This window comes from Microcoleus sp. CAWBG27 (assembly GCF_020883145.1).
Lineage (GTDB): Bacteria > Cyanobacteriota > Cyanobacteriia > Cyanobacteriales > Microcoleaceae > Microcoleus.
On the sequence record NZ_JAHREU010000007.1, the window covers coordinates 119,395 to 144,747 of the forward strand.

Annotated in this window: 25 protein-coding genes; 8 read left to right on the plus strand and 17 right to left on the minus strand. The window is 45.8% G+C overall.

Annotation, left to right across the window (positions count from 1 at the left end; translation table 11 throughout):
• Positions 1-239 precede the first annotated feature (239 nt).
• The 3 genes from QZ938_RS06555 (at position 240) to gmk (ending at position 4,152) form a co-directional block, all read left to right on the plus strand.
• Positions 240-2,342 carry a M3 family metallopeptidase gene (locus QZ938_RS06555; protein ID WP_293349815.1) on the plus strand — a complete coding sequence of 701 codons (2,103 nt, stop codon included), beginning with the start codon at positions 240-242 and terminating at the stop codon, positions 2,340-2,342.
• Positions 2,343-3,243: 901 nt separating this feature from the next.
• Positions 3,244-3,510, plus strand: coding sequence for an extracellular matrix/biofilm regulator RemA (gene remA, locus QZ938_RS06560; protein ID WP_106149020.1), 267 nt, complete (start codon positions 3,244-3,246; stop codon positions 3,508-3,510).
• A gap of 78 nt (positions 3,511-3,588) precedes the next feature.
• Positions 3,589-4,152 carry a guanylate kinase gene (gmk, locus tag QZ938_RS06565; protein ID WP_293349818.1) on the plus strand — a complete coding sequence of 188 codons (564 nt, stop codon included), beginning with the start codon at positions 3,589-3,591 and terminating at the stop codon, positions 4,150-4,152.
• Between the two features lie 149 nt (positions 4,153-4,301).
• On the opposite strand, the gene QZ938_RS06570 is transcribed toward gmk, so the two are convergent.
• Complete coding sequence (locus QZ938_RS06570) at positions 4,302-5,069, minus strand: hypothetical protein (protein WP_293349821.1); 768 nt, start codon at positions 5,067-5,069, stop codon at positions 4,302-4,304.
• Positions 5,070-5,342: 273 nt separating this feature from the next.
• On the opposite strand from QZ938_RS06570, the gene xseA reads away from it, so the two are divergent.
• Complete coding sequence (gene xseA, locus QZ938_RS06575) at positions 5,343-6,503, plus strand: exodeoxyribonuclease VII large subunit (protein ID WP_293349824.1); 1,161 nt, start codon at positions 5,343-5,345, stop codon at positions 6,501-6,503.
• A 5-nt stretch (positions 6,504-6,508) separates the two neighbouring features.
• On the plus strand, positions 6,509-6,736 hold the full coding sequence (xseB, locus tag QZ938_RS06580) for an exodeoxyribonuclease VII small subunit (RefSeq protein ID WP_293349828.1): 228 nt from the start codon (positions 6,509-6,511) through the stop codon (positions 6,734-6,736).
• Positions 6,737-7,005: 269 nt separating this feature from the next.
• Here the strand turns inward: xseB and QZ938_RS06585 are convergent, their stop codons facing one another.
• From QZ938_RS06585 to QZ938_RS06630, 10 genes are all read right to left on the minus strand, one after another.
• The gene (locus QZ938_RS06585; RefSeq protein WP_293349831.1) at positions 7,006-10,896 is read right to left on the minus strand and encodes a CHAT domain-containing tetratricopeptide repeat protein; all 3,891 of its coding nucleotides are present in this window, start codon (positions 10,894-10,896) and stop codon (positions 7,006-7,008) included.
• Positions 10,897-11,162: 266 nt separating this feature from the next.
• A complete protein-coding gene (locus tag QZ938_RS06590) occupies positions 11,163-11,552 on the minus strand; it encodes a DUF5615 family PIN-like protein (protein ID WP_293349834.1) in 390 nt (129 codons plus the stop codon).
• Entirely contained in the window at positions 11,549-11,809 is a 261-nt protein-coding gene (locus QZ938_RS06595; RefSeq protein WP_293349837.1) for a DUF433 domain-containing protein, read from the minus strand. The genes QZ938_RS06590 and QZ938_RS06595 overlap by 4 nt, the downstream gene beginning before the upstream one ends.
• A gap of 273 nt (positions 11,810-12,082) precedes the next feature.
• Positions 12,083-12,928, minus strand: a complete 846-nt coding sequence (locus QZ938_RS06600) for a DUF1822 family protein (RefSeq protein WP_293349840.1) — start codon at positions 12,926-12,928, stop codon at positions 12,083-12,085.
• 5 nt (positions 12,929-12,933) lie between these two features.
• Positions 12,934-13,848 (minus strand): hypothetical protein, encoded by a 915-nt coding sequence (locus QZ938_RS06605; protein WP_293349843.1) that lies wholly within the window; start codon positions 13,846-13,848, stop codon positions 12,934-12,936.
• Positions 13,849-14,264: 416 nt separating this feature from the next.
• Entirely contained in the window at positions 14,265-15,539 is a 1,275-nt protein-coding gene (locus QZ938_RS06610) for a hypothetical protein (RefSeq protein ID WP_293349846.1), read from the minus strand.
• 254 nt (positions 15,540-15,793) lie between these two features.
• Entirely contained in the window at positions 15,794-16,513 is a 720-nt protein-coding gene (locus QZ938_RS06615; protein WP_293349849.1) for a hypothetical protein, read from the minus strand.
• A 203-nt stretch (positions 16,514-16,716) separates the two neighbouring features.
• Positions 16,717-16,926, minus strand: coding sequence for a CsbD family protein (locus QZ938_RS06620; RefSeq protein WP_293149530.1), 210 nt, complete (start codon positions 16,924-16,926; stop codon positions 16,717-16,719).
• Positions 16,927-17,111: 185 nt separating this feature from the next.
• Entirely contained in the window at positions 17,112-17,948 is an 837-nt protein-coding gene (locus tag QZ938_RS06625; RefSeq protein ID WP_293349852.1) for a PHP domain-containing protein, read from the minus strand.
• 83 nt (positions 17,949-18,031) lie between these two features.
• Complete coding sequence (locus QZ938_RS06630; protein ID WP_293349855.1) at positions 18,032-18,202, minus strand: hypothetical protein; 171 nt, start codon at positions 18,200-18,202, stop codon at positions 18,032-18,034.
• Between the two features lie 436 nt (positions 18,203-18,638).
• Between QZ938_RS06630 and QZ938_RS06635 the strand changes: the two genes are divergently transcribed.
• Positions 18,639-18,983, plus strand: a complete 345-nt coding sequence (locus QZ938_RS06635; protein WP_293176124.1) for a hypothetical protein — start codon at positions 18,639-18,641, stop codon at positions 18,981-18,983.
• A gap of 108 nt (positions 18,984-19,091) precedes the next feature.
• Here the strand turns inward: QZ938_RS06635 and QZ938_RS06640 are convergent, their stop codons facing one another.
• Complete coding sequence (locus QZ938_RS06640) at positions 19,092-19,547, minus strand: hypothetical protein (RefSeq protein WP_293349858.1); 456 nt, start codon at positions 19,545-19,547, stop codon at positions 19,092-19,094.
• A gap of 115 nt (positions 19,548-19,662) precedes the next feature.
• Here QZ938_RS06640 and QZ938_RS06645 point away from each other — a divergent pair, with 115 nt between their 5' ends.
• Entirely contained in the window at positions 19,663-20,037 is a 375-nt protein-coding gene (locus QZ938_RS06645) for a VOC family protein (RefSeq protein WP_293349861.1), read from the plus strand.
• Between the two features lie 193 nt (positions 20,038-20,230).
• Here the strand turns inward: QZ938_RS06645 and QZ938_RS06650 are convergent, their stop codons facing one another.
• Positions 20,231-20,491, minus strand: a complete 261-nt coding sequence (locus QZ938_RS06650; RefSeq protein WP_363318793.1) for a hypothetical protein — start codon at positions 20,489-20,491, stop codon at positions 20,231-20,233.
• Positions 20,492-20,563: 72 nt separating this feature from the next.
• Entirely contained in the window at positions 20,564-21,235 is a 672-nt protein-coding gene (locus QZ938_RS06655) for a phosphoribosyltransferase (protein ID WP_293149516.1), read from the minus strand.
• Positions 21,236-21,420: 185 nt separating this feature from the next.
• Here QZ938_RS06655 and QZ938_RS06660 point away from each other — a divergent pair, with 185 nt between their 5' ends.
• Positions 21,421-22,107, plus strand: a complete 687-nt coding sequence (locus QZ938_RS06660) for a uracil-DNA glycosylase (protein ID WP_293349867.1) — start codon at positions 21,421-21,423, stop codon at positions 22,105-22,107.
• Between the two features lie 204 nt (positions 22,108-22,311).
• On the opposite strand, the gene QZ938_RS06665 is transcribed toward QZ938_RS06660, so the two are convergent.
• The 3 genes from QZ938_RS06665 to tyrS form a co-directional block, all read right to left on the minus strand.
• Positions 22,312-22,893: a hypothetical protein gene (locus QZ938_RS06665; RefSeq protein ID WP_293349870.1), complete on the minus strand. Its 582-nt coding sequence runs from the start codon at positions 22,891-22,893 to the stop codon at positions 22,312-22,314.
• 9 nt (positions 22,894-22,902) lie between these two features.
• A complete protein-coding gene (gene pyrF, locus QZ938_RS06670; protein WP_293349873.1) occupies positions 22,903-23,610 on the minus strand; it encodes an orotidine-5'-phosphate decarboxylase in 708 nt (235 codons plus the stop codon).
• A gap of 242 nt (positions 23,611-23,852) precedes the next feature.
• Positions 23,853-25,106, minus strand: a complete 1,254-nt coding sequence (tyrS, locus tag QZ938_RS06675) for a tyrosine--tRNA ligase (protein ID WP_293349876.1) — start codon at positions 25,104-25,106, stop codon at positions 23,853-23,855.
• Positions 25,107-25,353 lie beyond the last annotated feature (247 nt).

The following is a 25,353-nucleotide window of genomic DNA, read 5'->3' on the forward strand; positions in this document are numbered from 1 at the left end:
ATTGGTCATCAGTCAGAAGGAATATTTTCTGGTGCATCTGAGTTTGGCATTTGTAGTGCGAGCGTCCCCGCTCGCACTGTAAAAAAAATACTTTTTGCGAAAATGAGATGCTCCCAGATTCTCCCCCTCTCCCCCTCTCCCTCACCCGGCTGGAGTGTAACTTTTCCGACAACTGTGTTACAAATTGAAAAGGCAATCTGTCTAGTTCACCTGTTTTCAACCTGTTACAAGAAAATTAAATGACCGCAACCGTAACTGTTACTGATAACCCGTTATTAATTGGCAAAGGATTGCCACCGTTTGATGCGATCGCACTCCTACACGTAGTCCCCGCCGTTACCCAACTGCTGGCGGAACTAGAAGCCGAGTTAGCTGCCTTAGAAGCCTCTGTTGAGCCGACTTGGAGCGGTTTGGTAGAACCATTGCAGCGGCTCGGAGAGCGTTTAAATTGGACTTGGAGCATTGTCGGACATTTGATGGGGGTGAAAAATAGTCCGGAATTGCGATCGGCTCACGAAACAGTGCAGCCGGAAGTAGTAAAATTTGCGAGCAAGCTCAGTCAGAGCAAACCGCTTTATGAAGGTTTTAAAGCGCTGCGGGCTAGCGAAAATTGGGACAGTTTAGAGTCAGCTCAACAGCGAATTGTCGAAGCCTCCCTCCGAGATGCTCAACTCTCCGGCGTCGGTTTAGAAGGCGAGCAAAAAGAGCGTTTCAATGCCATTCAATTAGAAATGGCAGAAATTACTACTCAATTTTCCAATCACGTTCTCGACGCTACCAAAGCTTTTAGTATCACCCTCACAAACAAAGACGAAATTGACGGTTTACCGCCGAGTTTGTTGAGTTTAGCAGCTCAAGCGGCTCGCAGTGCCGGCGCCGAAAATGCCGGTGCGGAAAATGGCCCTTGGCGGATTACTTTAGACTTTCCGAGTTACGGGCCTTTTATGCAGCACAGCACTCGCCGCGATTTGCGCGAAAAGTTGTACAAAGCTTTGATCGGCAGAGCTAGCAGTGGAGAATTGAATAACTGGCCTTTGACCGATCGCATTTTAGCACTGCGCCACGAAAAATCTGCTTTGCTCGGGTTTGGCAGTTATGCCGAATTGAGCTTGGCGAGCAAAATGGCTCCTAACGTGACAGCAGTGGAAGCTTTGTTAGAAGAATTGCGCTTGGCTAGCTACGATGCTGCTGTCAAAGATTTAGAAGAATTGAAAGTTTTTGCTGCCTCTAAAGGCGCGCCGGAAGCTGCGGATTTGAAGCACTGGGATGTGGGTTTTTGGGCGGAAAGGCAGCGGGAAGAAAAGTTTGCTTTTAGTGCCGAAGAATTGCGTCCTTATTTTGCTTTGCCGCAGGTTTTGGAGGGGTTATTTGGATTAGTAAAGCGGCTCTTCGGTGTGACGGTAACGGCGGCGGACGGTCAAGCTCCTGTCTGGCACAAAGACGTGCGTTATTTTAAAATAGATGATGAAGCCGGAAATGCGATCGCCAATTTCTATCTAGATCCCTACAGCCGCCCAGAAGAAAAGCGCGGCGGTGCTTGGATGGATGAGTGCGTGGTGCGCGCTAAGTTTGTGGAAGCGGGAAAAACAACAACGCGCTTACCTGTTGCGTATTTGGTGTGCAACCAAAGCCCTCCGGTTGACGGGAAACCGAGTTTAATGACTTTTTTGGAAGTAGAAACTTTGTTTCACGAATTCGGCCACGGTTTGCAGCATATGCTGACAACGGTAGACTATCCGGGAGCTTCGGGCATCAATAATGTTGAGTGGGATGCGGTGGAGTTGCCCAGTCAATTTATGGAAAATTGGTGTTACGATAGGGCGACTTTGTTCGGGATGGCGAAACATTACCAAACTGGGGAAACTTTGCCGGAACACTATTACCAAAAGCTGCTAGCAGCGCGCCACTACATGAGCGGCAGTGCCATGCTTAGGCAAGTACATTTTAGCAGTGTTGATATCGAATTGCACCACCGCTATCGATCGGGCGGTAGCGAAACCGTGGCGGATGTCCGCAACCGCATCGCTAAAACGACAACTGTGTTGCCTCCTCTGGAAGAAGACGCATTTTTGTGCGCTTTCGGACACATTTTTGCGGGCGGCTATGCGGCGGGCTATTACAGCTACAAATGGGCGGAAGTCCTTAGTGCTGATGCTTTTGCGGCGTTTGAGGAGGCGGGTTTGGAAGATGAAAGTGCGATCGCCTCTACAGGTAAACTCTTCAGAGATACAGTGTTAGGATTGGGCGGCAGTTTGCACCCGATGGAAGTGTTTAAAACATTCCGGGGACGCGAACCGAGCACTAAAGCTTTGTTGAGACACAGCGGTTTAGTTGCGGCTTAACAAACTGTCGAATAATTGAGGATTAATGCAGGTAAATTCATCTGCATTAATCCCGCTTTTTAGCGAAATTAAAAAGTTTGTAGTGAGGACTTTAGTCCTATAATTTTTATTTACATATAATCCAATACAGTTCACTTAAGGTAGATTCCCCCTAATTCCTCAAAGTTGGGGTAGCGTATTAGACCCAACTTATTAATAAATAAAGGTACGTTGTTGGGCTTTAGCCCTCTTTTGGAGTATAGATAAAGAGGGCTAAAGCCCAACAACGTACCTAATTTTATAGGAACAATATCGAAGGGTTATAGTAACACTTTTAAATTGGTATTAATAGGACTAAAGTCCTCACTACGAACCATTTTTTTTGTAGAACATCATGCAACAAACATCTGTAGTTTTACACATAATTTCCAATCTTTTTGTCGAAAATTGGGGATGATGTACGCGCCGCGTAGCTATCCCGTAGGTAATCGCCAGCAGCTTTTAGATTAGCTTGAAGGCTCATCAAAGCAGCATTAATCTCAATACTGTCAGTATAAACTGCCTTTGGTGAATATTTGCTATCATTAATCAGTGATGATACTTAACTTTACCTACACCTGACACTTAATTTATATTTCGCAACATTTACTGACGGTTTTCTCCTCCATACAGCTAAAGCCTTTATTCGCAACGAAAAATTGAGAATTTTACCGAATCTTTAACATCAAGCGGTCAACAGCGGTAGTTTTTTAAAGTTTTGATAAAGATCGGCAGACTCTGCTTCAAAAAAGAGCAAAAAATGAAGGTAAAAATTTAAAATTTTTTGTTATGAATAATTTTAGCCTTGCCAGAAAATATATTTTTATATATGATGAGACGTAAGGATTGATAGTTACTTGTTCACCTATAGATTGAGATATTCATGGATATTCAATTAATTAATATCGGTTTTGGTAATATTGTGTCGGCTAACCGAGTGATTGCCATTGTCAGTCCCGAGTCAGCGCCAATTAAGCGTATAATTACTGATGCGCGGGAGCGCGGACAACTGGTTGACGCTACTTACGGCCGCCGCACGAGGGCGGTTATTATTACTGATTCGAGTCACGTTATCCTCTCGGCGATTCAGCCGGAAACGGTTGCTAATCGTTTTGCGATCGGCAAAGACAGTCAAGGTCGGGATGATTGAGATTTGTCGGTTGCAATTTGAGCACTTACAGTCTAGAGTAAGCGAAAACTCAAATTGTGACACGTTTCTCTTCTAAAAATGAAATCCGGTAAATTAATTGTTCTGACGGGGCCTAGCGGTGTGGGGAAAGGCACCCTAGTGCGATCGCTCCTCAACCGCCATCCCGAATTATATCTTTCGGTATCGGTGACAACTCGTAAGCCCCGTGACGGAGAAATTGAGGGACAACACTACTATTTTGTCAGCCGCAGCCGCTTTGAGGAAATGGTTGAGGCTGGCGAATTGGCTGAATGGGCTGAGTTTGCTGGCAATTTTTACGGTACTCCATTTTTTGCTCTCAAACAGGGAATCGGCGAGGGAAAATTGGTAATCCTGGAAATTGAGCTCGAAGGAGCAAGGCAAATTAGAAATAAGTTTTCTGAAGCTTTGCGAATTTTTATTTTACCTCCTTCTTGGGAAGAATTGGAACGGCGGCTGCGGAGTCGAGGTCAAGATTCCGAAATTGCGATCGCCCGTCGGTTGCTGCGGGCTAAGGAGGAGATTGAAGCTGCGGGCGAATTCGACTTCCAAGTTGTCAATGACGATTTAGAAGTTGCTTTAAAAAAACTAGAATCGGTGTTGTTTGTTAGCGACAGGAAATGAGGGGATGATGATGTGATATTACCAATTACGAATTGCCAACTACCAGCAAGACTTGGTTTAAAGCCGGAACCATTGTAGGTAGAAATTAAAATCACACTATTCATTAATCCAATCCTCTTAATTCCAAGTCAACTGTCAACTGTCAACTGTCAACTGTCAACTGTCAACTGAATCAACCATTTTTCTGTACGCGCTAAAACTTCGGTACTTTTCTTGATAGCAACACAAGATTTTAAATTCAATTCTAGAGTTTCGCACGCAGGCGAAAATTTTCTGAGCGGTTCTATTTCGCGAGCAGAACATCCCAACATTTCCATATAAGCTAGTGTCCAGCCAATAGCTGCAAGATCGCTGACATAGCCTTCTCCGGCGCACAGGTGACAACCCGATTCGCCCTTTGGGCTGCACTCAGGACAAACCCAATTGTTCAGTTGTGAATTTATCTGAATAGTGCGGGAGGCTGAGGCAATTGTTAAGGCTTTAATGTGGTTTTGAACTACTTGTTTAAAACCTCGGTTTTGGTTGGTGCGGTAATCGGAATTGTGGTGCGATCGCCCGTTAGCGAAGCCCTCGAAGAGGATCGCCATTCCTGGCTGTTGCGACGAAGCCCCAGATGCTGTTTTGTTTTCTGTTTTGACTCCAGATTCACCCAGGTTCGCCGTTAGTTGAATGCCGTAGTCTTTAGACTCTTGTGTCTGAGAGTGACTGGGTGCGCTGTCAGAATCGGATGGTGTGCGATCTTGTTGGAGGGCTTCGCGATCGGCAAAATCTTGCATCGAGAGGTGATGTTCGATCGCCAAAGACCAAGTTCTTTTATGTCTGAGATCGCCATATTTTCTGGCTTCGGCATCAGTAATGCCGATCGCCGCAGCCTCTTGGCGCAGCACATTCATCGAAGTCATGACATCTGATATCATTAGTTTGTTTGCTGTTAATTTACGATCGGCTGTTAGATAAGAGGGCGGTTGAAACCGCGTCTTGTCAAACGAAGATCGGACGGCGGTTGAAACCGCGTCTACACAAACGATGTCCGCCTCCGCGGACTGAAGAAAACAAGGTAATTTTAACCAATCCGTCTTCAACCCGCGGAGGCGGGTTTGGTTTGTATAGACGCGGTTTCAACCGCCCGGTCTTTTGATCCCAAGCGTCTTGAAATATAGTAGCCTAGGTTTCTGGAATTAGAACTATCGATGAATTCAATTTTCCCTGACACAACGTTATCGGTGGGCGGACTAACATCATACCTGCAAGAGTTGCTGGAGGGCGATCGCAACTTGCAATCAGTTTGGCTGATCGGCGAGGTATCGAACGTTTCCCAGCACGCCAGCGGCTGCTTTTTCACTCTGTGCGACACCGACAAAAGCGCTGCAATTCGCTGCGTGGTGTGGAATTCGCAGCGCCAAAAATTATTGAAGTTGCCCGTAAAAGGCGAGCAATTGCTGGTTTTGGGAAGCATCCGGGTGTACAAAAATCGCGGCGAGTACCAGTTGACTGTGGTGCAATCGCTACCGGGTGGCGAAGGATTGGAGGCTTTGCGGTTGCAGCAATTGCGATCGCGCTTGGAAGCTGAGGGTTTTTTCGATCCGGCGAGAAAGCGCCAAATCCCCGCACACCCGCAAATTGTCGCCGTTGTGGCTTCCGATAGCAGCGCGGCTTGGGGAGACATTCAGCGCACGTTAGCGCAGAGATATCCGGGTTTGCAGGTGTTGCTGTCGCCGACAGGAGTGCAGGGGGATTTGGCTGCTGCTGCGATTGTTAGGGCGATCGCGCGCGTAGAATTGGACGGTAGGGCGGATGTCATAATTTTAGGGCGGGGCGGGGGTGCTGCGGAGGATTTGGCTTGTTTTAACGATGAAAGAGTCGTCAGGGCGATCGCCAATTGCACAATCCCAATTATTACAGGAATCGGACACGAAAGAGACGAATCTCTGGCAGATTTAGTAGCAGATAAACGAGCCCATACTCCCACTGCGGCGGCTGCTCAAGCCGTACCAATTTTGGCAGATATTTACTGGGAACACAAGCAGAGAATGCTGAATTTAGCAAGTGTTGTGAGGGCAAGATTTCAGCAGGAAGAACAACATTTGCAACAGTTACAAAATCGTTTAAAACAGTTACCTGCGACATCGCGAACTTTGCGGCAAGCAACTGGTAAACTAGAGGTATTGCAAGAAAAGTTAGCGGCGCTAAATCCGGCGGCGGTTTTGGAAAGGGGTTATGCGGCGGTAATCAAAGGTGACGGTACGATTGTCCGCCAAACAGAGGGTTTGGAATTGGGCGAAGAGTTGACTGTAAGGTTGAGTCGCGGTGTGCTGAAGGTTAAAATTGTGGAAGTTTTGGATGCTGAATAAATGTTATGGTTAAGTCGAAGTTGCGTCAGTCTGACTGGAATTACGAGCAAACGGTCGATCGCATTGAGGCGATTATCGATCGGGTGGAGTCGGGAGAGTTGCCTCTAGAGGAGGTTTTTGAGCAGTTTGCGGTGGCTGTGGAGTGTTTGCAGGAGTGCGAAGGTTTTCTAGCGCGGGGGAAGGAAAAGATGGATTTGGCGATCGAGCTTTTGGCCGCGGAATCGGATTTTTAAGGGCAGGTTTAGGGGGATTAATGTATAGCAGTTCTCAGAAAGATGAGGTACGTTGTTGGGCTTCAGCCCTCTTAGTTTAACGGTTGTGTGGGCTGCCAGTCATAGCTCATCTTTTTGATAAAGGCTATAGGTGAAATATGTTAATTCATTCAAACCCACCGATATCTTAGTCCGCGGAGGCGGACTTCGTTTGTGTAGACGCGGTTTCAACCGCCGGGTTTCAACCGCCGGATATCCACCGCACCCACCCACGAATCAAACACCACAAATCAATGCAAACCCTGACAAATAAACCCCGACCAATAAATCAAATCATCAAAAGGATTCGGCATCGCTGAAAATTGTTTTGAGATACCTTTATACCATTCAATTTCTTCCTGAATCTTACTCTCAGGCTTCACTATTCCCAGCAACTTATCCTTCAACTCCTTATACTCAACCGTCCCTCTCTTGTAGGATTTCTGCCGCAATTTTAACTCCTCCTTTTCCCCCTGCACCTTAAGCAATTTCCCATTTAATTTCTTAATAATCAGATTGCAAAGCTGGTGCAACCCCTCACCCGAAATTGTCCGCAACCTCACCTGTGCGTCTCGTAACGCCTCTGGACGACTCAAACCTTTCTGGCGATACTGATAATAAAAGATGGAAAACAGCCCCGTTACCGGCTCAACCTTCCACAAAGTGCTGACCACACTGCGAGCACCCGCACACAAAAACCCTGTTCCCAAACTAAGAATATCATCAGTAATTTCCGTCACTCCTAAATTGGTTTCGCAGCAGGAAAGAAACACATCAGATAATTCTGGCATCCGCCAACCCGGTGTCATTAATTCCCCAAGAGTAATGCTGCCATCTCCTAGTAATAAATGCGATTTTAAAGGATTTGTGAGATCGGATTTTGCGTGATGACTGGAGTGAAGTCCATTAATTGTTTTCACCATATTTCGATATTCGGCAACAGTTGCTTCTTTACTTCCTTTTAATCGTTGCTTTACAGGAACTATTTTGGCAACTTGTTCGCACTCGAAAGATGCAAAAGGTAAATCATCATTAGCATTTTCTACAATCCCGTATTTGAGGGATTGGATGGTTGGGCGTTTACTGCAATACTCCAAGATTCGGCAACTGGGCACATAACGCAGCAGGAATTTGTCTCCGAGGAAAGCGTTTCCATCAATAGGCAATGCCCCCAGCGGAATCTGATGCAAAAACCGATGCGGAATCACAATCAATTCCTCAATTCCATCCAAATATGTACCAATCAAATCATTAAATTTTAACCGCTTCGACAACTGACTTAAAAACTCACCCATGCCCTGTTGCCAACTTGTCTTATCGTCGTTATCATAAGGCAACAACCAAGTTTGCTCAATCCACTGCTGAAAACTTGCCCAACCCTCTCCCTGACAAGTGTGAATCTGCGGCGCTTTATCCTTGTAAATCACAAAAACATGAGTGTCATCAGTCGTGGTGTAAAAACAGAGAATCGCCGTCTGGGAATTATCAATCAATTGCTGCATCGCCGCAAACTGCATTGGCTCCTTGACTTCAACAAGTCCCGCTAAAACCGGATCTAAACTGCGGATATTTTCCCAGATTTGCTGTTTCTCCCCTTCCAATTGTTGAATCTTCTCCGTATAAGCAGAAAAATCTGCCCGACTCCGCGACTGACTCCCCACACTGGCTAATCCCTTATTCCCCTCAGATGGATTGCGGAGTTGTTCGACTTCTTGGTCAATTTCTCGCTGCTTCGCTTCAAATTCCTGCAAATACTTTTGCACTTCCGGCGGAATTTCGCCTTGAGCATACAAGTCATTGCTGTGCATTAAATCGACTAACCGCTGAGCACGGGTTCTGTCGCAATATTCGATCGCTTTTTCCAGTTGGTTGTTGTTGACGGCAGCTTGAATTGCCTTTTCGTAAACGCCGATGGATTCTGCTATCATCTGTTGGCGGATATCGTCGGAAGTTGCCCAACTTCTGCTTTTTTCTACTGCTTTAATTGCTTTCTCGAATCCTTCCAGGGCGATGTCCCAGAAGCCAGCAGTGAAACCAGTATCGCCGAGGTTTCTACCGGTTGTGAGACACTTTAAAGGGAAAGCAGCAGGGGTATAGACTATTAAAGCTTCCCGATAACAGGCGATCGCCTGTTCAAGATTCCCCGCCCTGACACCCTCTATTCTGTCACTATAGGCAGTACCAAAATTGTTTTGAGTCATTGCCCATTGTTCGGGATAATTATCAGGGGTAAGGACTATTAAAGCTTCCCGGTAACAGGCGATCGCCAGTTCAAGATTCCCCGCCCTGACACCCTCTATTCTATCAGAATAGGCAGTCCCCAAATTGTTTTGAGTTATTGCCCAATCTTCGGGATAATTATCGCGCTTACGGACTTCTAATGCAGCGGTATAACAAGCGATCGCCAGTTCAATATTCCTCGCCATGAGTCCCTCTATTCTGTTACTATAGGCAGCCGCCAAATTGTTTTGAGTCGTTGCCCATTGTTCGGGATAATTATCGCGGGTAAGGACTTCTAATGCAGCGGTATAACAGACGATCGCCAGTTCAATATTCCCCGCCCTGAGTCCTTCTATTCTGTCATAATATGCATTCCCCAAATTATTTTGAGTCATAGCCCAATCTTCGGGATAATTATCGCGCTTACGGACTTCTAAGGCTGCGGTACAACAGGCGATCGCAAGTTCAATATTATCGGCCCTGACTCCTGCTATTCTTTTACCATAGGCAGCACCCAAATTGTCTTGAGTCATTGCCCAAAATTCGGGATCATTCTCGCGGGTACGGACTTCTAAGGCTGCGCTATAATAGGCGATAGCAAGTTCAATATTCTCGGCCCTGATTCCTTCTATTCTGTTACTATAGGCACTACCCAAATTGTTTTGAATATCTCCCCATTGTTCGGGATAATCCTTGTGGGTATGGACTTCTAAGGCTGCGGTATAACAGGCGATCGCAAGTTCAAGATTCTCGGCCCTGACTCCTGCTATTCTGCAAATATAGGCAGTCCCCAATTGGTATTGAGTATTTGCCCATTTTTCGGGATAATCCTTGCGGGTACTGACTTCTAAGGCTGCGGTATAACAGGCGATCCCCTGTTCTATATTCTCCGCCCTGACGCCATCTATTCTGTCACTATAGGCTTGCCCTAAATTGTTTTGAGTATCTGCCCAATATTCTGGATCGTTCTCGCGGGTACGGACTTCTAAGGCTGCGATATAACAGGCGATCGCCTCTTCAATATTCGTCGCCCTGACGCCATCTATTCTGTTACCATAGGCACCCCCCAAATTGTATTGAGTCATTGCCCAATATTCGGGATAATCCTTGCGGGTATGAACTTCTAAGGCTGCGGTATAACAGGAAATTGCCTCTTCAATATTATCGGCCCTGACTCCTGCTATTCTGTCACTATAGGCAACTGCCAAATTGTTTTGAGTCTTTGCCCAATCTTCGGGATAATCCTCGCGGGTACGGACTTCTAAAGCTGCGGTATTACGGACGATCGCCTCTTCAATATTATCGGCCCTGACTCCTGCTATTCTGTTACGATAGATTTCCCCCAAATCGTTTTGAATCATTGCCCATTGTTCGGGATAATTCTCGCGGGTAAGGACTTCTAAGGCTGCGATATAACAGGTGATGCTTATTTCTAAATTCCACGATCGCCGCGCCAGGGGAAACTGAGAAATTAAGTAGCCAAAATTGCCAATATCTGCTCCAATAGATCTAGCTCTTTCTGAGGTAACTTTTGTGAATGTGGATGTTGCCCAAGCTTGTAATATTTGAGCAAATTTCAAATCCAATTTATCGAAGTTTTGTTGTAAAATAGGATAGACAACTTTAGGATTTCCGTTACTTTCCCTCGTTACTTTCAACACCTCCTCCAAAAAAGATAAATACTCTTCAGGAGTTGCCGTATTGCCGACATAATTTGCCAAATATGCCGCCAGATTCTGCAACCAAGCTGCATTCGAGTTGCCCTCTGCCGCCATATTCTCTGCTTCCGATTCCATGACTCGTACAAAATCGGCATCAACTAACTCTCGATGGGCGTTGAGAATATCATCTTCTTCACCGCTAGGGCACGCCAGCAGGGCTTGAATCAGTTGGAGATAGGCGTCAAAGCGTTGTTCGTCCATAGGAATTTACCTTGAATGGTGTATGTATATATATCGCCAGTTTGGGGAAAATTTATGCAAAATTCCCGGAAAAATGTTTTCAGCAATTACCCACCTTGTCTCAGAAACCGGGTTTCTTGGGAGATTTCTCGTCACTCAACTACAAAACTCGTAGAAACCCGGTTTCTCGCCACCCACCGACTCCCAGAAACCGGGTTTCTTTCAATATTTCTCGTCACTCAACTAAAAAACTCGTAGAAACCCGGTTTCTCGCCACCCATCCACTCTTAGAAATTAACACCTTCATCTTCCGATATTGCTTGATACTCCAAAAGCTGTTCCCCTCGAATAATCCACAATTTACCCGCAACTTCTGCCGCATCCAATCCGCGAATTAATATTTCTACAGCCGCTTGCAAATCTTGCGGTTGCGCTTGAGAAGGCAGACGCAATACCACAATCCCAGAATAATCAGAAGGATTGTAGCGGAGGCGATTGCCAAACCCCCTATCCAAAGTCACCAAACATCTACCTTCCATCCGACAGATATCAATTAACAATCCATCCACCGTTGAAGTCAAATTTTGTTCCCGTACAGTCGCCACATCGTGCCCCGCCAAACGTAACAGCGAAACAACGCGAATGCTGCCCAAATTTTCATCAAGTTTTAACTTCACCCTGCAACTACCTTTATTTCACCAACAGGAATTTCGACATAACAATCTCTTGCCAACTCAGCGGCATAAGCAATACAAGCGAAAATATCTTCTCGTTCAATTCCCGGATATTCCTCCAGCAATTCTTCCACAGTCATGCCGCTAGCGAGAAAATCAAGAATCAGAGAAACCCAAATGCGATGGCCTCGAATACAGGGTTTGCCAAAACAGATATTCGAGTCAATTGAGATACGAGACAGCAAATTATTTTGAGTCATCTTGTTTTCATGCAATATTTTACCTGTGCTTGACACAATCGCTAAAATTATTTTAGCACGAGCCAGAAAAACCAAATATTGTAGGGTCGGGTTCGCCAACCATCTGCGACAAAAACAAACAATTTCAAAAACCCGCCCCCACCCCACCAACCAATCCCAAAAACCCAAAATTTTGATATTTTTCGAGATCTATCGTTGGGGAGGGCGGGTTTACAAGATGGTGGATTTTCATCCGATATTGTTGGCGAACCCGCCCCTACGAATCCTGGAAAATTATTCAGATATATTGCCATCCCCCCAAATCTGGGCTAACTTGTCCAACAAATCTTCAGCAATCAGATTCAATTGCGCTTTCACATCCTCCTCAATATCTGAAAAACTCTCAACCGACGCAGATTTATGACTAGAAAAAGATAAATCTCTACTTCCCAAACCCCCACTGCTAGCACCACTTCCCGCCAAAGCTTTCGCCCCTTCATATCCCCAATCAGATTCCTCGCTGCTGCGATAAACTCGATTCAAAATTGCCGCCAATTCTGCAAGAGATTTGTTTTGCAAAATATCCCTAACTCGTGCTTCTACCGGATCATCTGCCGCCAAATCCGCTAGCAACTCATCAATCTCATCTTGCAACACCGGAATTGCAAATTCAATTCCATACAAATAATCCAACAATTCCTCAACAGGCTTGAAATTAGCGAGGTCAATTTCTTCAGTTGCTTCGGGAATTTCCACCGCCGGAATAAACCCTAAAAGTTTGACTTTATCGAAAGGTTCCGCAAAGCCAACGGCAAGATAAGCGATCCGATTTTCCCGCACTGTTGGCAGAGAAATCGCCGTTTCTCCAAGCATAACCGGACAGCATTCTATTTTGCCAATTCCCGGTAACACTAAATCAGCGACATCCAAAATCGCCCGCATTCCTGAATTCCAACTATCACCGCCATCAATATCGGTTTCCAGTTCCATCCATTCCAAAAAATAATTGACCGCCCACACTGCAAGAGTATTGAAATAAACTCGCTTGCCTTTTTTCGGATTAGCTTGCTCTGAAGCAAATTGCAAAGCCAAATTGCAGGCAGTTTGCTCCAGAGGAATTTCTAACAAATAAGTATCCATGCTATTCACTTTGATTCCTCCGGTTGATATCCAAACTTAAGTGCAATCTCTTTGACGAGACGCAAACCCGTTCTTTTCCAGTGAGAATTGAGAGTTTGATAGTTAATGTTTAACTCTTTGGCAATTACAGAAAATTTATCGGGAGGTTCTTTCAGCAGCAATCGCCGTGCGAGTACCTGACAATTTGCCTCCGGTTTGTTATCGGGATAACTGTTTCGCAGTTTTCCATCCGGGTCATCTTCAATATACTGCCAAAGTTCGCGACCGATGCGCTGCTGATTTTTCGCTTGTTCTTGCTCAATCAGTTGCTCAATGCCAACTTCTGTGCTATCATCAGCCATTCCTTCAGAATCAAAATCTTCACCTTTTTTGCTCTTATTTGGAGCATCCAAACTAAAAGTAAAAGGTTGCCGTTTTAACTTGCGGTACTGGTCAAGAATTTTGAGTTGAATTATTTTATTGAACCGCTTAACCACTCTGGTTCGCAACACATCATCAGCGATATTATCGAGGTCAATTCCCTGCAAAAATGCCGGCAGCGTTTTGAAAAAACCGCCATAGGCCTCATTCAGTGCTCCATCAAAATCAATCTTAGCGTCGGGCTCGCGATATTTGCGACTTCCGGGCAAATGGGGAATGAGTTTGCACAATTGATTTTTGAATCTTTCTTGTTCCTGACTCCCCTGTTGAGAGTCTTTCAAAAGTTGTAGAAGTTCGCGTAACTGTTTGTCGGGATTCACAAGCAAGTTAGGATAGTTTCGGAATAATTCGATTATCCCAGAGAAAATATCGCTGTAACGTCCTAGCAAGTACAAAGTCAAGCAAATCGGCTTGAATTCCGGTTGCAGCCACAAGTTGAAGCTGGTGGCTGCTGGAACCAAGTCAAACAAGGGTTCGACGGCGGCATCATGTCTCGTCATAGTCCAGTTTTTTTGTGTTTATATATTGATGTCGCGGGTGTTGGGAGGTTTATGCAGATTCGGGGAAAGTTTTTTCTGGGTATCGCGCGGGGATGAGAAACCGGGTATCTTCGCGGGGGATGAGAAACCGGGTTTCTTTGAGATATCTCATTGGGAGTCGAAGATTTTTCGGAGAAACCCGGTTTCTGGGTATCGCGCGGGGATGAGAAACCGGGTATCTTCGCGCGGGGATGAGAAACCGGGTTTCTTTGAGATATCTCATTGGGAGTCGAAGATTTTTCGGAGAAACCCGGTTTCTGGGTATCGCGCGGGGATGAGAAACCGGGTTTCTTCGCGGGGGATGAGAAACCGGGTTTCTTTGAGATATCTCATTGGGAGTCGAAGATTTTTCGGAGAAACCCGGTTTCTGGGCAACATTAATTCACAGATGTTTTTTGCAAATCCCGTTCTTCCCGCCATCGAGATTCGGCCTCTGCATACCGCTGGCGGGCGGTGGCGATTTCTGCTTCGCAATGGTCGATTTTGTTGCCGTATTTGTGGTTCAACCACTGAATATCATGGGCAAAACTTTCCTTCAATTTTTGTTCTTGAACTTCCACCCATTCACTTTTTAACTGGGTCATTTGTTCCGGTGAATAAGTGCCGGCGGGTGGTTCGTATTTTTCGGCAATTTGAGCAACATCGGCTTTATATTTAAAGTACCGCTGTTCCCGTTTCTCGTCCTGTTCTTTTTCGATTTGATGCTTTTCGGTCAAGTGCCACCCGATTTGAAAGTCGGCTTCTACCATGTCCCAATTCTTCAATCGCCCGCTGGTATCGCCTTCGCTGATAAATTTTTCACGACGCAGGTTTAAGGCTTGCTCATAGGCTAATTCTCGCTGTTTCAGAGCAACTTCTTCATCTATTCCGCTAATCTGACTTGCTTCGATTTCGGTGATTTCTTGGGGGAGGCTGCTTTCGTATTGCCCAATTAATGAGCGGGCGTGTCCGGGCATTTCAAAGGCGTCGTTTTGCAGGGACGCTGCTCCCCATAACATTACTACGGGCAGGCTGGCGGCGATCGCATTTAAGACAATTCCCCCCGGCAATCCCAACCCGATCACAATCCCCAGAGACATCGCATATTCCGTGCCGCTCAATCCCAGGGCTAAACCGACATCGCTGAAGGGTAGTTTATCCAAAAATTGACCTTCTACTTGTAGCACTAAGGCGGTTTGAGATTCGTAATAAAGTTCGCCAAATTCATTTTTGGGGGGATGAGCTTGTTTTTGTTTTTGGATATCTTGCAATGCTTGCTGAGTGCTGTTTTTCTTGCGAGAATGCTCCATGACTTTCATCACTTTTTTATCGGCTACTACTCCCGCAGCGCCACCGATGAACAAACTTGCTGGAATGCTCATACTTCCCATGCCAGAAGTCAATATTCGCGCCCCTGCACTGAAGGTAATCGCACTGATTAATCCTACCAAAATATTGACTATTTTCTTGGTTTCAGGGTTGGGGTTGCGCTTTGCTAAAGGGGTTAAATCGTTAATGCGTGTTTTGGCTTTTTCTCCTTCTGCATATCGTTTTTCCCGCTGACTCATTTGGGATTTGATTTGTTCGGGGAGTAGGGCGGTTAATTCTTGGTGCAGGTATTGCCATGCGACGATGCTGGCGGTAGAGTTATAGTGATTATTGGTGGAGTTCATTGGTGTTACCTCGTTGTTTTTGGTTGATAAGATAGTGTCGCTGCGGGTTGCAGGTTTAGGCAGAATTCGGAGAAATGTTTGGCTATCCCTTCTATGACTCGGCGGTTGAAACCGCGTCTACACACACAAAGTCCGCCTTCGCGGACTAAGAAATAAAGGGGATATTTGAGATATCCCTTCTATGACTCGGCGGTTGAAACCGCGTCTACACACACAAAGTCCGCCTTCGCGGACTAAGAAATATCCGAATACAATTAATTGGATTTAGTTGTCATTTTTCTGGCTTTGGTAAAGGCTGCATCAATACAAGGTGTCATCGATCGCCTTACTGCATCTTCGTCTTTGCTTTCATCTAAAACGCACACACTCTCTTTGCTGCTCAACTCGTTAGTTAAGTTTTCGTATAATTGACCTTGAGGTATGATGAATGAGATAACTACTCCCTGTTTTTCGATGTCATCAACGAGGGTTTTGACTCGACTAAAATCGATCGCCCGCTCCCCTTGACGTGGCTCAAAGTCATTGGCTACAATGGTTAGTATGCCTGGATTTTTGTTGGTTTGATGCTGTTGTTGAATGGCACTTTGACTCCGTTCCAATAAGGCAACAAGAGAGGTTCCGGGTTGTTTGTTGGTAATCGATCGCCCGTTGTGTTGACATTCCCCCATCAGGGTTAAACTGTTGGCAATGGAGATGGTTTTGGTGACTACGGCTCGATCGGCAAACGGAATGCTAACAGCGGTATCTCCGGGTTTGTAATGTTGGCTGCTGAGTTGACAGTGGGTTTGTCGCTGTAAGGTGTAGCGATCGGCTGACAGCGAATTATCGTCAGCCCGGTAGTGTACAATGGGTTGACTGGCGAGTTCTGGGTAAATGAAGGCTGCAAGGGCGATCGCGCTGACACCCACAGCAGCGACAATCGCAGGAGACTTATACCAAGCTTTCTCCGTTTCAGTTGTATAATTAACCATCATAGGGACTTCTCCATTGCGCTTTTGAAGAGATGTCGCAGGAGTCAATCAGTTTCTGCAAATTCCAACAATAAATTCGATCGAACCCTATTCACTACACAGCATTCGATCGCCCAAAATGTATTTCAATCTTAAATGAAAGCTCTATCTCTTGTGGGGCGGGCGTCTCGCCCGCCCCCACAATTACAATCTAGATGCCCGACAGCTTACAATTTGTCGATCGCCTTTTTAGCCTTATCCGCCATATTTTTAACAGCATTTTTCACATCTTCTGCTGCGTGGCGGGCGGCTGCTTCTGCTTGTTTTGCTTTGCCTTCTGCCTGATCTTTTTTGTTGCCGGTGATGTTACCGAAAATTTCTTGAGCTTTGCCTTCTACGTTTTTGCCGATCGCCTTTGCTCTGTCTTCTGTACTCATAATCAGCTCCATTGAGTAGTTGAACGCTACTACCACCCTAACATTAGATCGACAGAAGTTGCTCGATAACTTCACATTAATTCATGTTAATTTTGATTTTTATTAGTAGTAGGGTGCGTCAGAATGACTTGATTATTTCGATTTACTCTGCTCTAAACTGACGCACCCTACAGTAACTACAGTTATTATTTTAAACTCGCCGCAGCAACTTTAATCGGTTCGAGCAATTCTAGCGGTATATGCAGCATATTCAACTGAGTAGTTTCAACACCTTTCCTTTCATTTCTTTCTACTTCCGGGCCGTGATAATCGCTGCCACCTGTCATCAGCAAACCGCGATCGAGGCACAATTGTTTTAACTTATGAATTTGGCTGGAACTGTGGCTGGGATGGTATACTTCAACTCCCATTAAACCAGCATCTACTAATTCTTTCAAGACTTCCTCAACCGCGCCGCCACGAAACAAATAAGGGTGAGCCCATACCGGAACTGCACCGCAACTCTTGAGTAAATCGATGCCTTCTGCGATCGAGAATTTCTCGTAATGCACGTAGGCGGGGCCGTCATCTCCCAGCCAGCGATCGAAGGCTTCCCGCGATGATTTGGCGTAACCTGCTTGTACCAGCGCGGTAGCAATGTGAGGCCTTCCCGGTGCCATTCCTGGGGATGTTTTGGGCAGTTCGATCGCGTATCCCATTGCTGCTAATTTGTCTACCATTTCCTGCGATCGCCGAAACCGTCCTTCCAGGCGATCGTTCAAAGGAGCTCGCAGCTTGTTGGCATCGGGATAAAAACCTAAAATATGCAGCGATCGACCGTTATGTACCGTACTCAGTTCCAGCCCGGGTACGATTTCAATATCGTACAAGCTAGCGGCGGCGAAGGCTTCGTCCCAACCCGACATCGTATCGTGATCCGTGATGGCTAAAGCCCTAACTCCTGAGGCAGCGGCGGCTGCTACGAGTTGGCTGGGGGTGAGAGTACCGTCGGAGTAAGTTGTATGGCAGTGAAGCTCTAGCATATTGACCTGATTAATTATCGATCGACTTCGCAAACTGTACTGAAACTCACCCCCTGAGCAAGTATAACCTTAGTCCGTGATTCCTAACTATGGGTTCCAGCTTCGCCCTTGTGCCACTTGGCGAATTGGCTGAATTTAGCGTCTGTTGCTTGTACGCAGAAACAGACTCTTAAGTTATACAGCACAAAAGGTTGAGTGCGATCGCCCGTCATCCGCGATCGAGCGAAAAAGTGTGAAGGTACGGATAGTGGCATTTGGCGAACACCATGACTCAGGGATTTTTTCTAAAGTAACAACATGACATTCAGGAAATACATGTCAGTAACTCAGCCCTAAAGGGACTGAGCTTGTAAGAGAAATCTCTCGCGAGCTGTACTGACCAGCCTAAGTCTTAACTGACTACGTTATTTGAGTCACGACACCGGAGAATGCGACGCCAGTTTTCCGCTCTGCCGCTAGTGGTTAAACAGTCTTAAAGTCACTGAGACAGTGCTGCTAGCCTAAAAAGCTTTTATAACATTGGCGAGGCGAACATTACTCTCGCAAGGGAGATCGAGGCAACCATACCTCACCGGAGGGGCAACCATACCCCTCCAACCCCGCAAGGGGATTCAAGGCGGTTGAAACCGCTTTCTTCGTTTCCCTCTCTTTCTCTGAAGCCACTGAGTTTCCCACTTACCGAACTTTTTTATGAAATCTACTCTTTGCTTTCCCGAAACTTCCGTACACTCTCAAAAAATTAATTCCAACAATCATGGGATGAATTCTCACAGTAACATGGACTATTGTATCGCTGCTGCTTGGATCGACTTAGTGGGAGGAGATTACAGCAGTTTGGGAGGAGATGATTGGCTGGCTGTATGCGGCGATATTGATGAAGGCGAAATTTATCGCGAATGGTTTATGTGGCAAGACCGCGAAGTAACTCAAGAATGGGAAGCTTACGATCCAATTACTAATTATCGACACGTTGCTTGTAGCCGAGAAATGTTGATTGCTCAAATTGACAGAATCGAAGATACCAGACTATTTTAAAATCATAACTAATATTTAAATTTGATTGGCACCAAACGTAAATTCAGCTTGCCTTCTCTGATTCCCGACTTCTTAAAAAAGCCGGGAATTTCGTTATTATTTTTTGATTTATTTTTGCTTCTCCCGTTCTAACTTGCGCTGCTTCAACGCTGCCAGGTTTTGTTTGATGCTGTCGATCGCACTTCCATTACCCTGCTCTTGGTATAATTCGCTAGCACGGATCAAATCTGCAACAGCCTCGCCATCCGATCGCAAATTCGCAAAAATCAAACCGCGATTGTGGTAAGCTTCAGCCAAGGTAGAAATTTGTGCTAAAGCGCTAGTAAATTTATCTTGAGCTTTGCGGTAATTTCCCGACTGATAAGCCTCAATTCCAGCTTGGAAATAAGCGGCAGCTTTCCTACCGCTGTCTGTATCGGGAAATTCTGGCGAGTTTAAAATAGGTTCTTTAAACAGTACAGAAATACTGCCCTTACCAGAGTAAGCCCAAGTCATTGTTCCCATGCCAATCCCCAGGGCAGCCACAACAATCACAGACAGAGCAATAAAATTGGTGAGTTCCATAGAGAAATATTTGTTGTATTAGAATATGATAATCTAGTTTAGAGTTTTCGCCACAGTCATTAGTCACATACCAATGATTGAACACAATTCCCCCAATTCCCCATTATAAATTTATATGAGTTTCCAATACAGCGCCGCCTTCGTGACTTTAGCAGACATTGACAAAGAAGTTCTCGTTAAATTTTACACAAAATTTCTCGACCTAGAACCGAACCCCTATATTCCGAATACCTATGCTGAATTTCAACTCCCCGGCTTAAGACTCGGCATATTCAAACCCAAAGACTCCCACAAATCGGAATTTGCAAATCGGGCAAAAACAGGCATGAGTTTGTGTTTAGAAGTCAGCGACATCGAAACTGCGATCGCCCGAATCTGGGCCTTAGGATATCCCCCCGCCGGAGAAATTATTAAAGCTTCTCACGGCTTAGAAATCTATGCCTTCGATCCCGCCGGAAATCGCATAATTTTGCATCAATCGAATCAGTAGATAAGAGTTAATGATTTGCAATCTCAAATCCCCTCCTCATCGGCATGATTCATCTCTCTACTCTCTTCCTCTGTGTCCTCTGCGGCCTCTGCGGTTCAATCATTCCGGTACAGCCGGATTTGCTATCAACCATCGAGTTCCTCTTCCTCAGTGGAACAGGCGTCCCGCCTGTGGTTCATTGAAAACCCCTCAACTATCTAATCAATTCAGCAAAACTATAAAAACTGATAATTAACAACAACAAAGCAGTCAAATGAGTTAACTGAAATTGAGGCCGCGGCCCCATAGATTCCCGCACCAAAATTGAAAAAGACGAACCAATAATATAACTCAAAGACAGAGTTAAATACTGCCACTGCAACGTTACACTCCACAGCCCGAGAAAAATCATCGCCAAAGTCAACATCACCAACTCAACAAAGCGAGGCGGATTTTGCTGGCTAGACAGAATCACAGTGTTCAACCAATATTCCCAACTTCTCATGTTTTAACGATCGAGCTTTTGGATGTAGCCTTCTAGCTTAACCTACGATCGCCATTCAATCTGTCGCTGCAAACACACCAAAGCCTCCCCCGTCTCCACCTGCGGAAACTGGGCGTAAAACCTGCTGACACTGTAAAAAGGGTGAGGAGTCTCCAGAATAATCGACTTATCAGCGATTTGGGCCAAAAATCCCATCAACTCTGGCGGGGCGACGGGCGCGCAAATCCACAAAGCCGCCGGTTGCTGCGACTGCAAAGCCTGCGCCGCCACAGCCACCGTCATCCCCGTCGCAATCCCATCGTCCACTAAAATCGCCAATGACCCCGCCGCGCTGACATTGGGCCGTCCCGAAGCCAAATCTGCCAACAGAGATTGAGCGCTATTTTCAGCCTGCTGGAGTGCTGATTTTTGCAAGCGTAAATTTTGCTGAGTTTGCTTTTGCCAGATAACCTCGCCGTCAGCAGTTGCAGCCCCGATCGCCAATTCCAAATTATCTGGGCGAGTAATTTTTTTTGCAACTACTACATCCAAAGCACAGCCCAGGCGGCGCGCAATCGGTACAGCAACCGGCAAACCCCCGCGCGGCAAGGCGTAAACAATCGGTTTAATAGTATCCTGTGTTGTTAAATTCAACTGGCAGAGCTCGTCTGCAACTGCCTCGGCCAGTTTTTCGCCTGCATCGGCGCGATCGTCAAAAAACGGAATAGACAACATATTCCTGCCTGTAAGAGCCAACCCGATCTAAACTATAAACTCTAGCTTCCGAAAAATCTCCCTCATCTTTAGCAGTTGACAATTGACAGCAGACAATTACAGCAAAACCTAGATCTGATTTTCGCTATCAACTGTCAACTGCCAACTGTCAACTATCAACTGTCAACTGTCAACTGTTTAAACATATGTCCAGCGACTTGCAACTCAGCCTGTTTGATAGCAATCAAAGTGCCGCTTTCCAAAACGACTCAATCCCAGCAAATGCCAAAATTCCCATTCCCGCCGGCACCTATCAAAACATGGAACAAATCGGCGAACACTGCAACCGCTGTCACCGCTGCGAATTGGGAAATACCCGCACTCACGCCGTCATCGGGCGCGGCAATCCTCAAGCCTCGATTTTGATTGTGGGAGAAGCGCCCGGACAAAATGAAGATGAAACCGGATTACCCTTCGTAGGGCGATCGGGTAAACTGTTAGATAAGATTTTAGAATCCGTAGAATTGAGCACAGAAACCGACGTATTCATAGCGAACGTCATCAAATGTCGCCCACCCAACAACCGCCCTCCGACAGCCAAAGAAATCGAAGCTTGCAAACCATACTTGCTCGAACAAATTCGCATTTTAGACCCCAAAATAATTTTATTAACTGGTGCAACAGCCCTGAAAGGTTTGTTAAGCGATAAGCGACCAATTAGTAAAATTCGAGGTCAATGGATTGAATGGGAAGGACGTTTGTGTATGCCAATTTTTCACCCATCATACTTGTTGCGAAATCCCTCCCGCGAACCCGAGACACCAAAATGGTTTATGTGGCAAGATATGCAGACAGTAAAAGCCAAATTGGATGAATTCAAAGCAGTAAGTTAATCGTTAACTATATTATCTTAGCTGAATTACCCGCAATAAAAACGGTTCGTAGTGAGGACTTTAGTCCGCATCCATGACTCTTGACTCGCACCCCTCATTACGAACTAATATTATTATGGTCGTTCTCTTTAGATAGACAATAAAGGTATCATGTGTTTTTGGGTTTTCTGTGCGCCTGCCTAAAGTTTTAGACATTTACACTTCTCATTTTGCACGACAATCTCGCAACCACAAACGAATCGCCTCAGCAATTGCGCTTTTCTCGTCCTCTAGTTGCAACAACGGACGAACATCCGCCATTGTACCAAACCGAGAAACAATTTTTACCAATTCCCACCCCTTCTCAGTTTTAGTTAAAAACAGCCAGTGATATTGCTGAATCTCGACTCGTTTTCCTCCGCGATACTGCGTTTCCAAAGTAGTAATAAAAACTTGACTGGCATTTTCAGGAAGTGGTTCTTCAAAATTTAAAGGTAGCGGTTCAAACTCCGGGCGACCTGCTAAAATTATTTGACGCGGTATGTAACCGATCGCCCTAGAATTGTTAGGAGCAAAGCCCGATCGCACAATTACGCGGTTAGCATAACTCGGCAAATCTGGCAACAGGCGATCGACTAAAGCTTCCAAATCAGTCGGACAGGGCGATCGGGCTAACAAACTGTACCGACTTGCGTTTATAATGCGATCGCCCTTTGTGACAAAATTAGCAGCCAAAGTCGGACTTGCGATCGCAGATGTTAGCAGATAAACACAGATTAACGCGGATGGAAGTTGATCTGTGTTCATCGATTCTGTTTATCCCAACTCTTCACAAATGCGCGCAAAAGCCGCCACCGGATCGTCGTTCGCCGTAATCGGCCGCCCAATCACCAAATAATCCGCACCAGCTTTCAAAGCAGCCTTCGGAGTCATCGATCGCTTTTGATCGCCACCATCGGCCCATTTCGGACGCACGCCCGGACAAACTAACAAAAAATCATCCCCGCAACTCATTCTTAACTGTTCCGCTTCTTGGGGAGAACAAACCGCACCAGCTAAACCCGTTTCCTTAGCTAACAATGCCATGTGCAAAGCATATTCCGGCAACTCTAAAGGTATTTTCAACTCAAAAGCCAACTGTCGCGAATTCAAACTCGTTAACAGCGTAATTGCAATCAATTTAGGAGTCGGTTTATCAACCGCCAGCGCCCCTTCTACTAAAGCTGATTGTGCCGCTTTTAGAGCATCTTTACCACAAGTAGAATGGATAGTCAATAAATCTACATTGTATTTAGCAGCAGCCCGACAAGCGCCAGCTACAGTATTCGGGATATCGTGAAATTTCAAATCGAGGAAAATCCGTTTTTCCCTCTCTTTGAGAATCTCGATAATTGCCGGCCCGCAGCTAACGAATAGCTCTAAACCGACTTTCCAAAATGATACATCGGGGAGTTGGTCGATCAGGGCGATCGCACTTTCTTGACTCGGGACATCTAAAGGAACAATAATTTTATCTGTGACCATAGTACCTTTCGTAGTAATAACTTCATACCGATTGGTGTCAAAACGTCAAACGTAGTCACAGACTGCTGTTTGGCGTTTGGGTCTAGATCCCCCCTAACCCCCCTTAAGAAGGGGGGGACAAGAGTATTCTCAAAGTCCCCCTTCTTAAGGGGGATTTAGGGGGATCTGGCCTCGGAGAAAAGCGAGATTTATCAAGGGTTCTACACTTAAGTTGACATCAATGGCGGTTAACAAATCCCAACTCAATCCACTAAGCGGACAAATTTATTTTTGCCCACTTGCAAAACCTTACCTGCCAATTCAGCAGGAGATTCACAGGTAAGATTAACATCCGAAACTTTATCGCCATCCAGTTTCACTCCGCCGCCTTGCATCAACTTCCGCGCGTCGCCGCTGCTTTTACAAAGCCCGCTAGCACTCAGAATATAAAACAACTTGGCCGGAAACTGCACGCTTAGCAAAGAAAACTCCGCTACAGCATCAGCTTGTCCCGCTGCGCCTTTCACTAATGCGATCGCATCTTGTTGCGCCCGATCGCCCGCTTCCGAACCATAATACTGGCTTACCACATCCACAGCCAAAAGTTTCTGTTTTTCGCGCGGATTTTCTGGCAATTCATCAAGCGGCAAATCTGTCAATAGCTCGAAATACTGGGCGATCGAGCGATCGGATATTTTCTCCAACTTAGAATACATCGTCAGCGGATCTTCCGACAAACCCACATAATTATGCAAAGACTTCGACATCTTCTGCACCCCGTCAGTCCCGATCAAAATCGGCATCAGCAAACCAAACTGCGGCTTCATCCCAAAATGCCGCTGCAAATCTCGCCCCACCGCAATATTAAACTTTTGGTCGGTTCCGCCCAACTCCACATCCGCTTCCAAGACTACTGAATCGTAACCCTGCATTACTGGATACAGAAACTCGTGCAGGAAAATCGCATTTTCCTGCTGCATCCTGTTATCAAATCCCTCTTTAGCGAGCATCTGCTGCACCGTCATCGTGCCTAGCAGTTCCAAAATCTTCGCCATGTCCAATTTGGACAACCACTCGGAGTTATAGCGAATTTCCAAACGTCCGGGCGTGTCAAAATCTAGAATCGGACGCACTTGGTCTAAATAAGTCTTGGCATTTTCCGCCACTTGTTCGGCTGTCAACTGAGCGCGCGTCTCCGACTTCCCTGTCGGATCGCCAATTCTTGCGGTAAAATCTCCGATGACCAGTACCGCCGTGTGGCCTGCATCCTGAAAAGCTCGCAGCTTGCGGAAGCAAATGCTGTGTCCCAAGTGAATGTTCGCCCCTGTGGCGTCGATTCCCAGTTTGACTCGCAACGGTCGATCGACTTTTGCCAGCAGTTGGGCCAGATTTTCGTCAGGGTTGCTAGAATCAGGTCGATCGGGAAAAATTTCGCTGATGCCGCGGTAAATTCCAGAAAAGTTAGGAGAAATCATAAAAGAGCGATCGTCCATGATATTTTTGCCAAAGTGCAGCATAATTCGTTACACTCACTGATTGACACATAAACACAAAACTATAAAGCTACTATAATCCCAAAGCTGACCGGCTTTTATTAGCAAACCCATCCAGAAACGGATACCAACCCCGACAGGAGTCGCCGACATCCCACAATTTTAGACTAAGGTTCAAACTCCTAAATTTATCTTTGGAGTAAATCTAAAATCTAAAATCTAAAATCTAAAATCTAAAATCGATCGACTGACAGCCTCCAGGGTTGCCATC

What these genes read in the sequence shown, in the direction of transcription:
- QZ938_RS06620 (WP_293149530.1), bottom strand. Translation starts at nt 16,926, where the DNA reads ATGAGTACAGAAGACAGAGCAAAGGCGATCGGCAAAAACGTAGAAGGC.
- QZ938_RS06660 (WP_293349867.1), top strand. Translation starts at nt 21,421, where the DNA reads ATGTCCAGCGACTTGCAACTCAGCCTGTTTGATAGCAATCAAAGTGCC.
- remA (WP_106149020.1), top strand. Translation starts at nt 3,244, where the DNA reads ATGGATATTCAATTAATTAATATCGGTTTTGGTAATATTGTGTCGGCT.
- QZ938_RS06600 (WP_293349840.1), bottom strand. Translation starts at nt 12,928, where the DNA reads ATGGATACTTATTTGTTAGAAATTCCTCTGGAGCAAACTGCCTGCAAT.
- QZ938_RS06625 (WP_293349852.1), bottom strand. Translation starts at nt 17,948, where the DNA reads ATGCTAGAGCTTCACTGCCATACAACTTACTCCGACGGTACTCTCACC.
- QZ938_RS06640 (WP_293349858.1), bottom strand. Translation starts at nt 19,547, where the DNA reads ATGGAACTCACCAATTTTATTGCTCTGTCTGTGATTGTTGTGGCTGCC.
- pyrF (WP_293349873.1), bottom strand. Translation starts at nt 23,610, where the DNA reads ATGGTCACAGATAAAATTATTGTTCCTTTAGATGTCCCGAGTCAAGAA.
- QZ938_RS06655 (WP_293149516.1), bottom strand. Translation starts at nt 21,235, where the DNA reads ATGTTGTCTATTCCGTTTTTTGACGATCGCGCCGATGCAGGCGAAAAA.
- QZ938_RS06610 (WP_293349846.1), bottom strand. Translation starts at nt 15,539, where the DNA reads ATGAACTCCACCAATAATCACTATAACTCTACCGCCAGCATCGTCGCA.
- QZ938_RS06585 (WP_293349831.1), bottom strand. Translation starts at nt 10,896, where the DNA reads ATGGACGAACAACGCTTTGACGCCTATCTCCAACTGATTCAAGCCCTG.
- QZ938_RS06555 (WP_293349815.1), top strand. Translation starts at nt 240, where the DNA reads ATGACCGCAACCGTAACTGTTACTGATAACCCGTTATTAATTGGCAAA.
- QZ938_RS06630 (WP_293349855.1), bottom strand. Translation starts at nt 18,202, where the DNA reads ATGCCACTATCCGTACCTTCACACTTTTTCGCTCGATCGCGGATGACG.
- QZ938_RS06665 (WP_293349870.1), bottom strand. Translation starts at nt 22,893, where the DNA reads ATGAACACAGATCAACTTCCATCCGCGTTAATCTGTGTTTATCTGCTA.
- QZ938_RS06635 (WP_293176124.1), top strand. Translation starts at nt 18,639, where the DNA reads ATGAAATCTACTCTTTGCTTTCCCGAAACTTCCGTACACTCTCAAAAA.
- xseB (WP_293349828.1), top strand. Translation starts at nt 6,509, where the DNA reads ATGGTTAAGTCGAAGTTGCGTCAGTCTGACTGGAATTACGAGCAAACG.
- QZ938_RS06570 (WP_293349821.1), bottom strand. Translation starts at nt 5,069, where the DNA reads ATGATATCAGATGTCATGACTTCGATGAATGTGCTGCGCCAAGAGGCT.
- xseA (WP_293349824.1), top strand. Translation starts at nt 5,343, where the DNA reads ATGAATTCAATTTTCCCTGACACAACGTTATCGGTGGGCGGACTAACA.
- QZ938_RS06615 (WP_293349849.1), bottom strand. Translation starts at nt 16,513, where the DNA reads ATGATGGTTAATTATACAACTGAAACGGAGAAAGCTTGGTATAAGTCT.
- QZ938_RS06595 (WP_293349837.1), bottom strand. Translation starts at nt 11,809, where the DNA reads ATGACTCAAAATAATTTGCTGTCTCGTATCTCAATTGACTCGAATATC.
- QZ938_RS06645 (WP_293349861.1), top strand. Translation starts at nt 19,663, where the DNA reads ATGAGTTTCCAATACAGCGCCGCCTTCGTGACTTTAGCAGACATTGAC.
- QZ938_RS06605 (WP_293349843.1), bottom strand. Translation starts at nt 13,848, where the DNA reads ATGACGAGACATGATGCCGCCGTCGAACCCTTGTTTGACTTGGTTCCA.
- gmk (WP_293349818.1), top strand. Translation starts at nt 3,589, where the DNA reads ATGAAATCCGGTAAATTAATTGTTCTGACGGGGCCTAGCGGTGTGGGG.
- tyrS (WP_293349876.1), bottom strand. Translation starts at nt 25,106, where the DNA reads ATGCTGCACTTTGGCAAAAATATCATGGACGATCGCTCTTTTATGATT.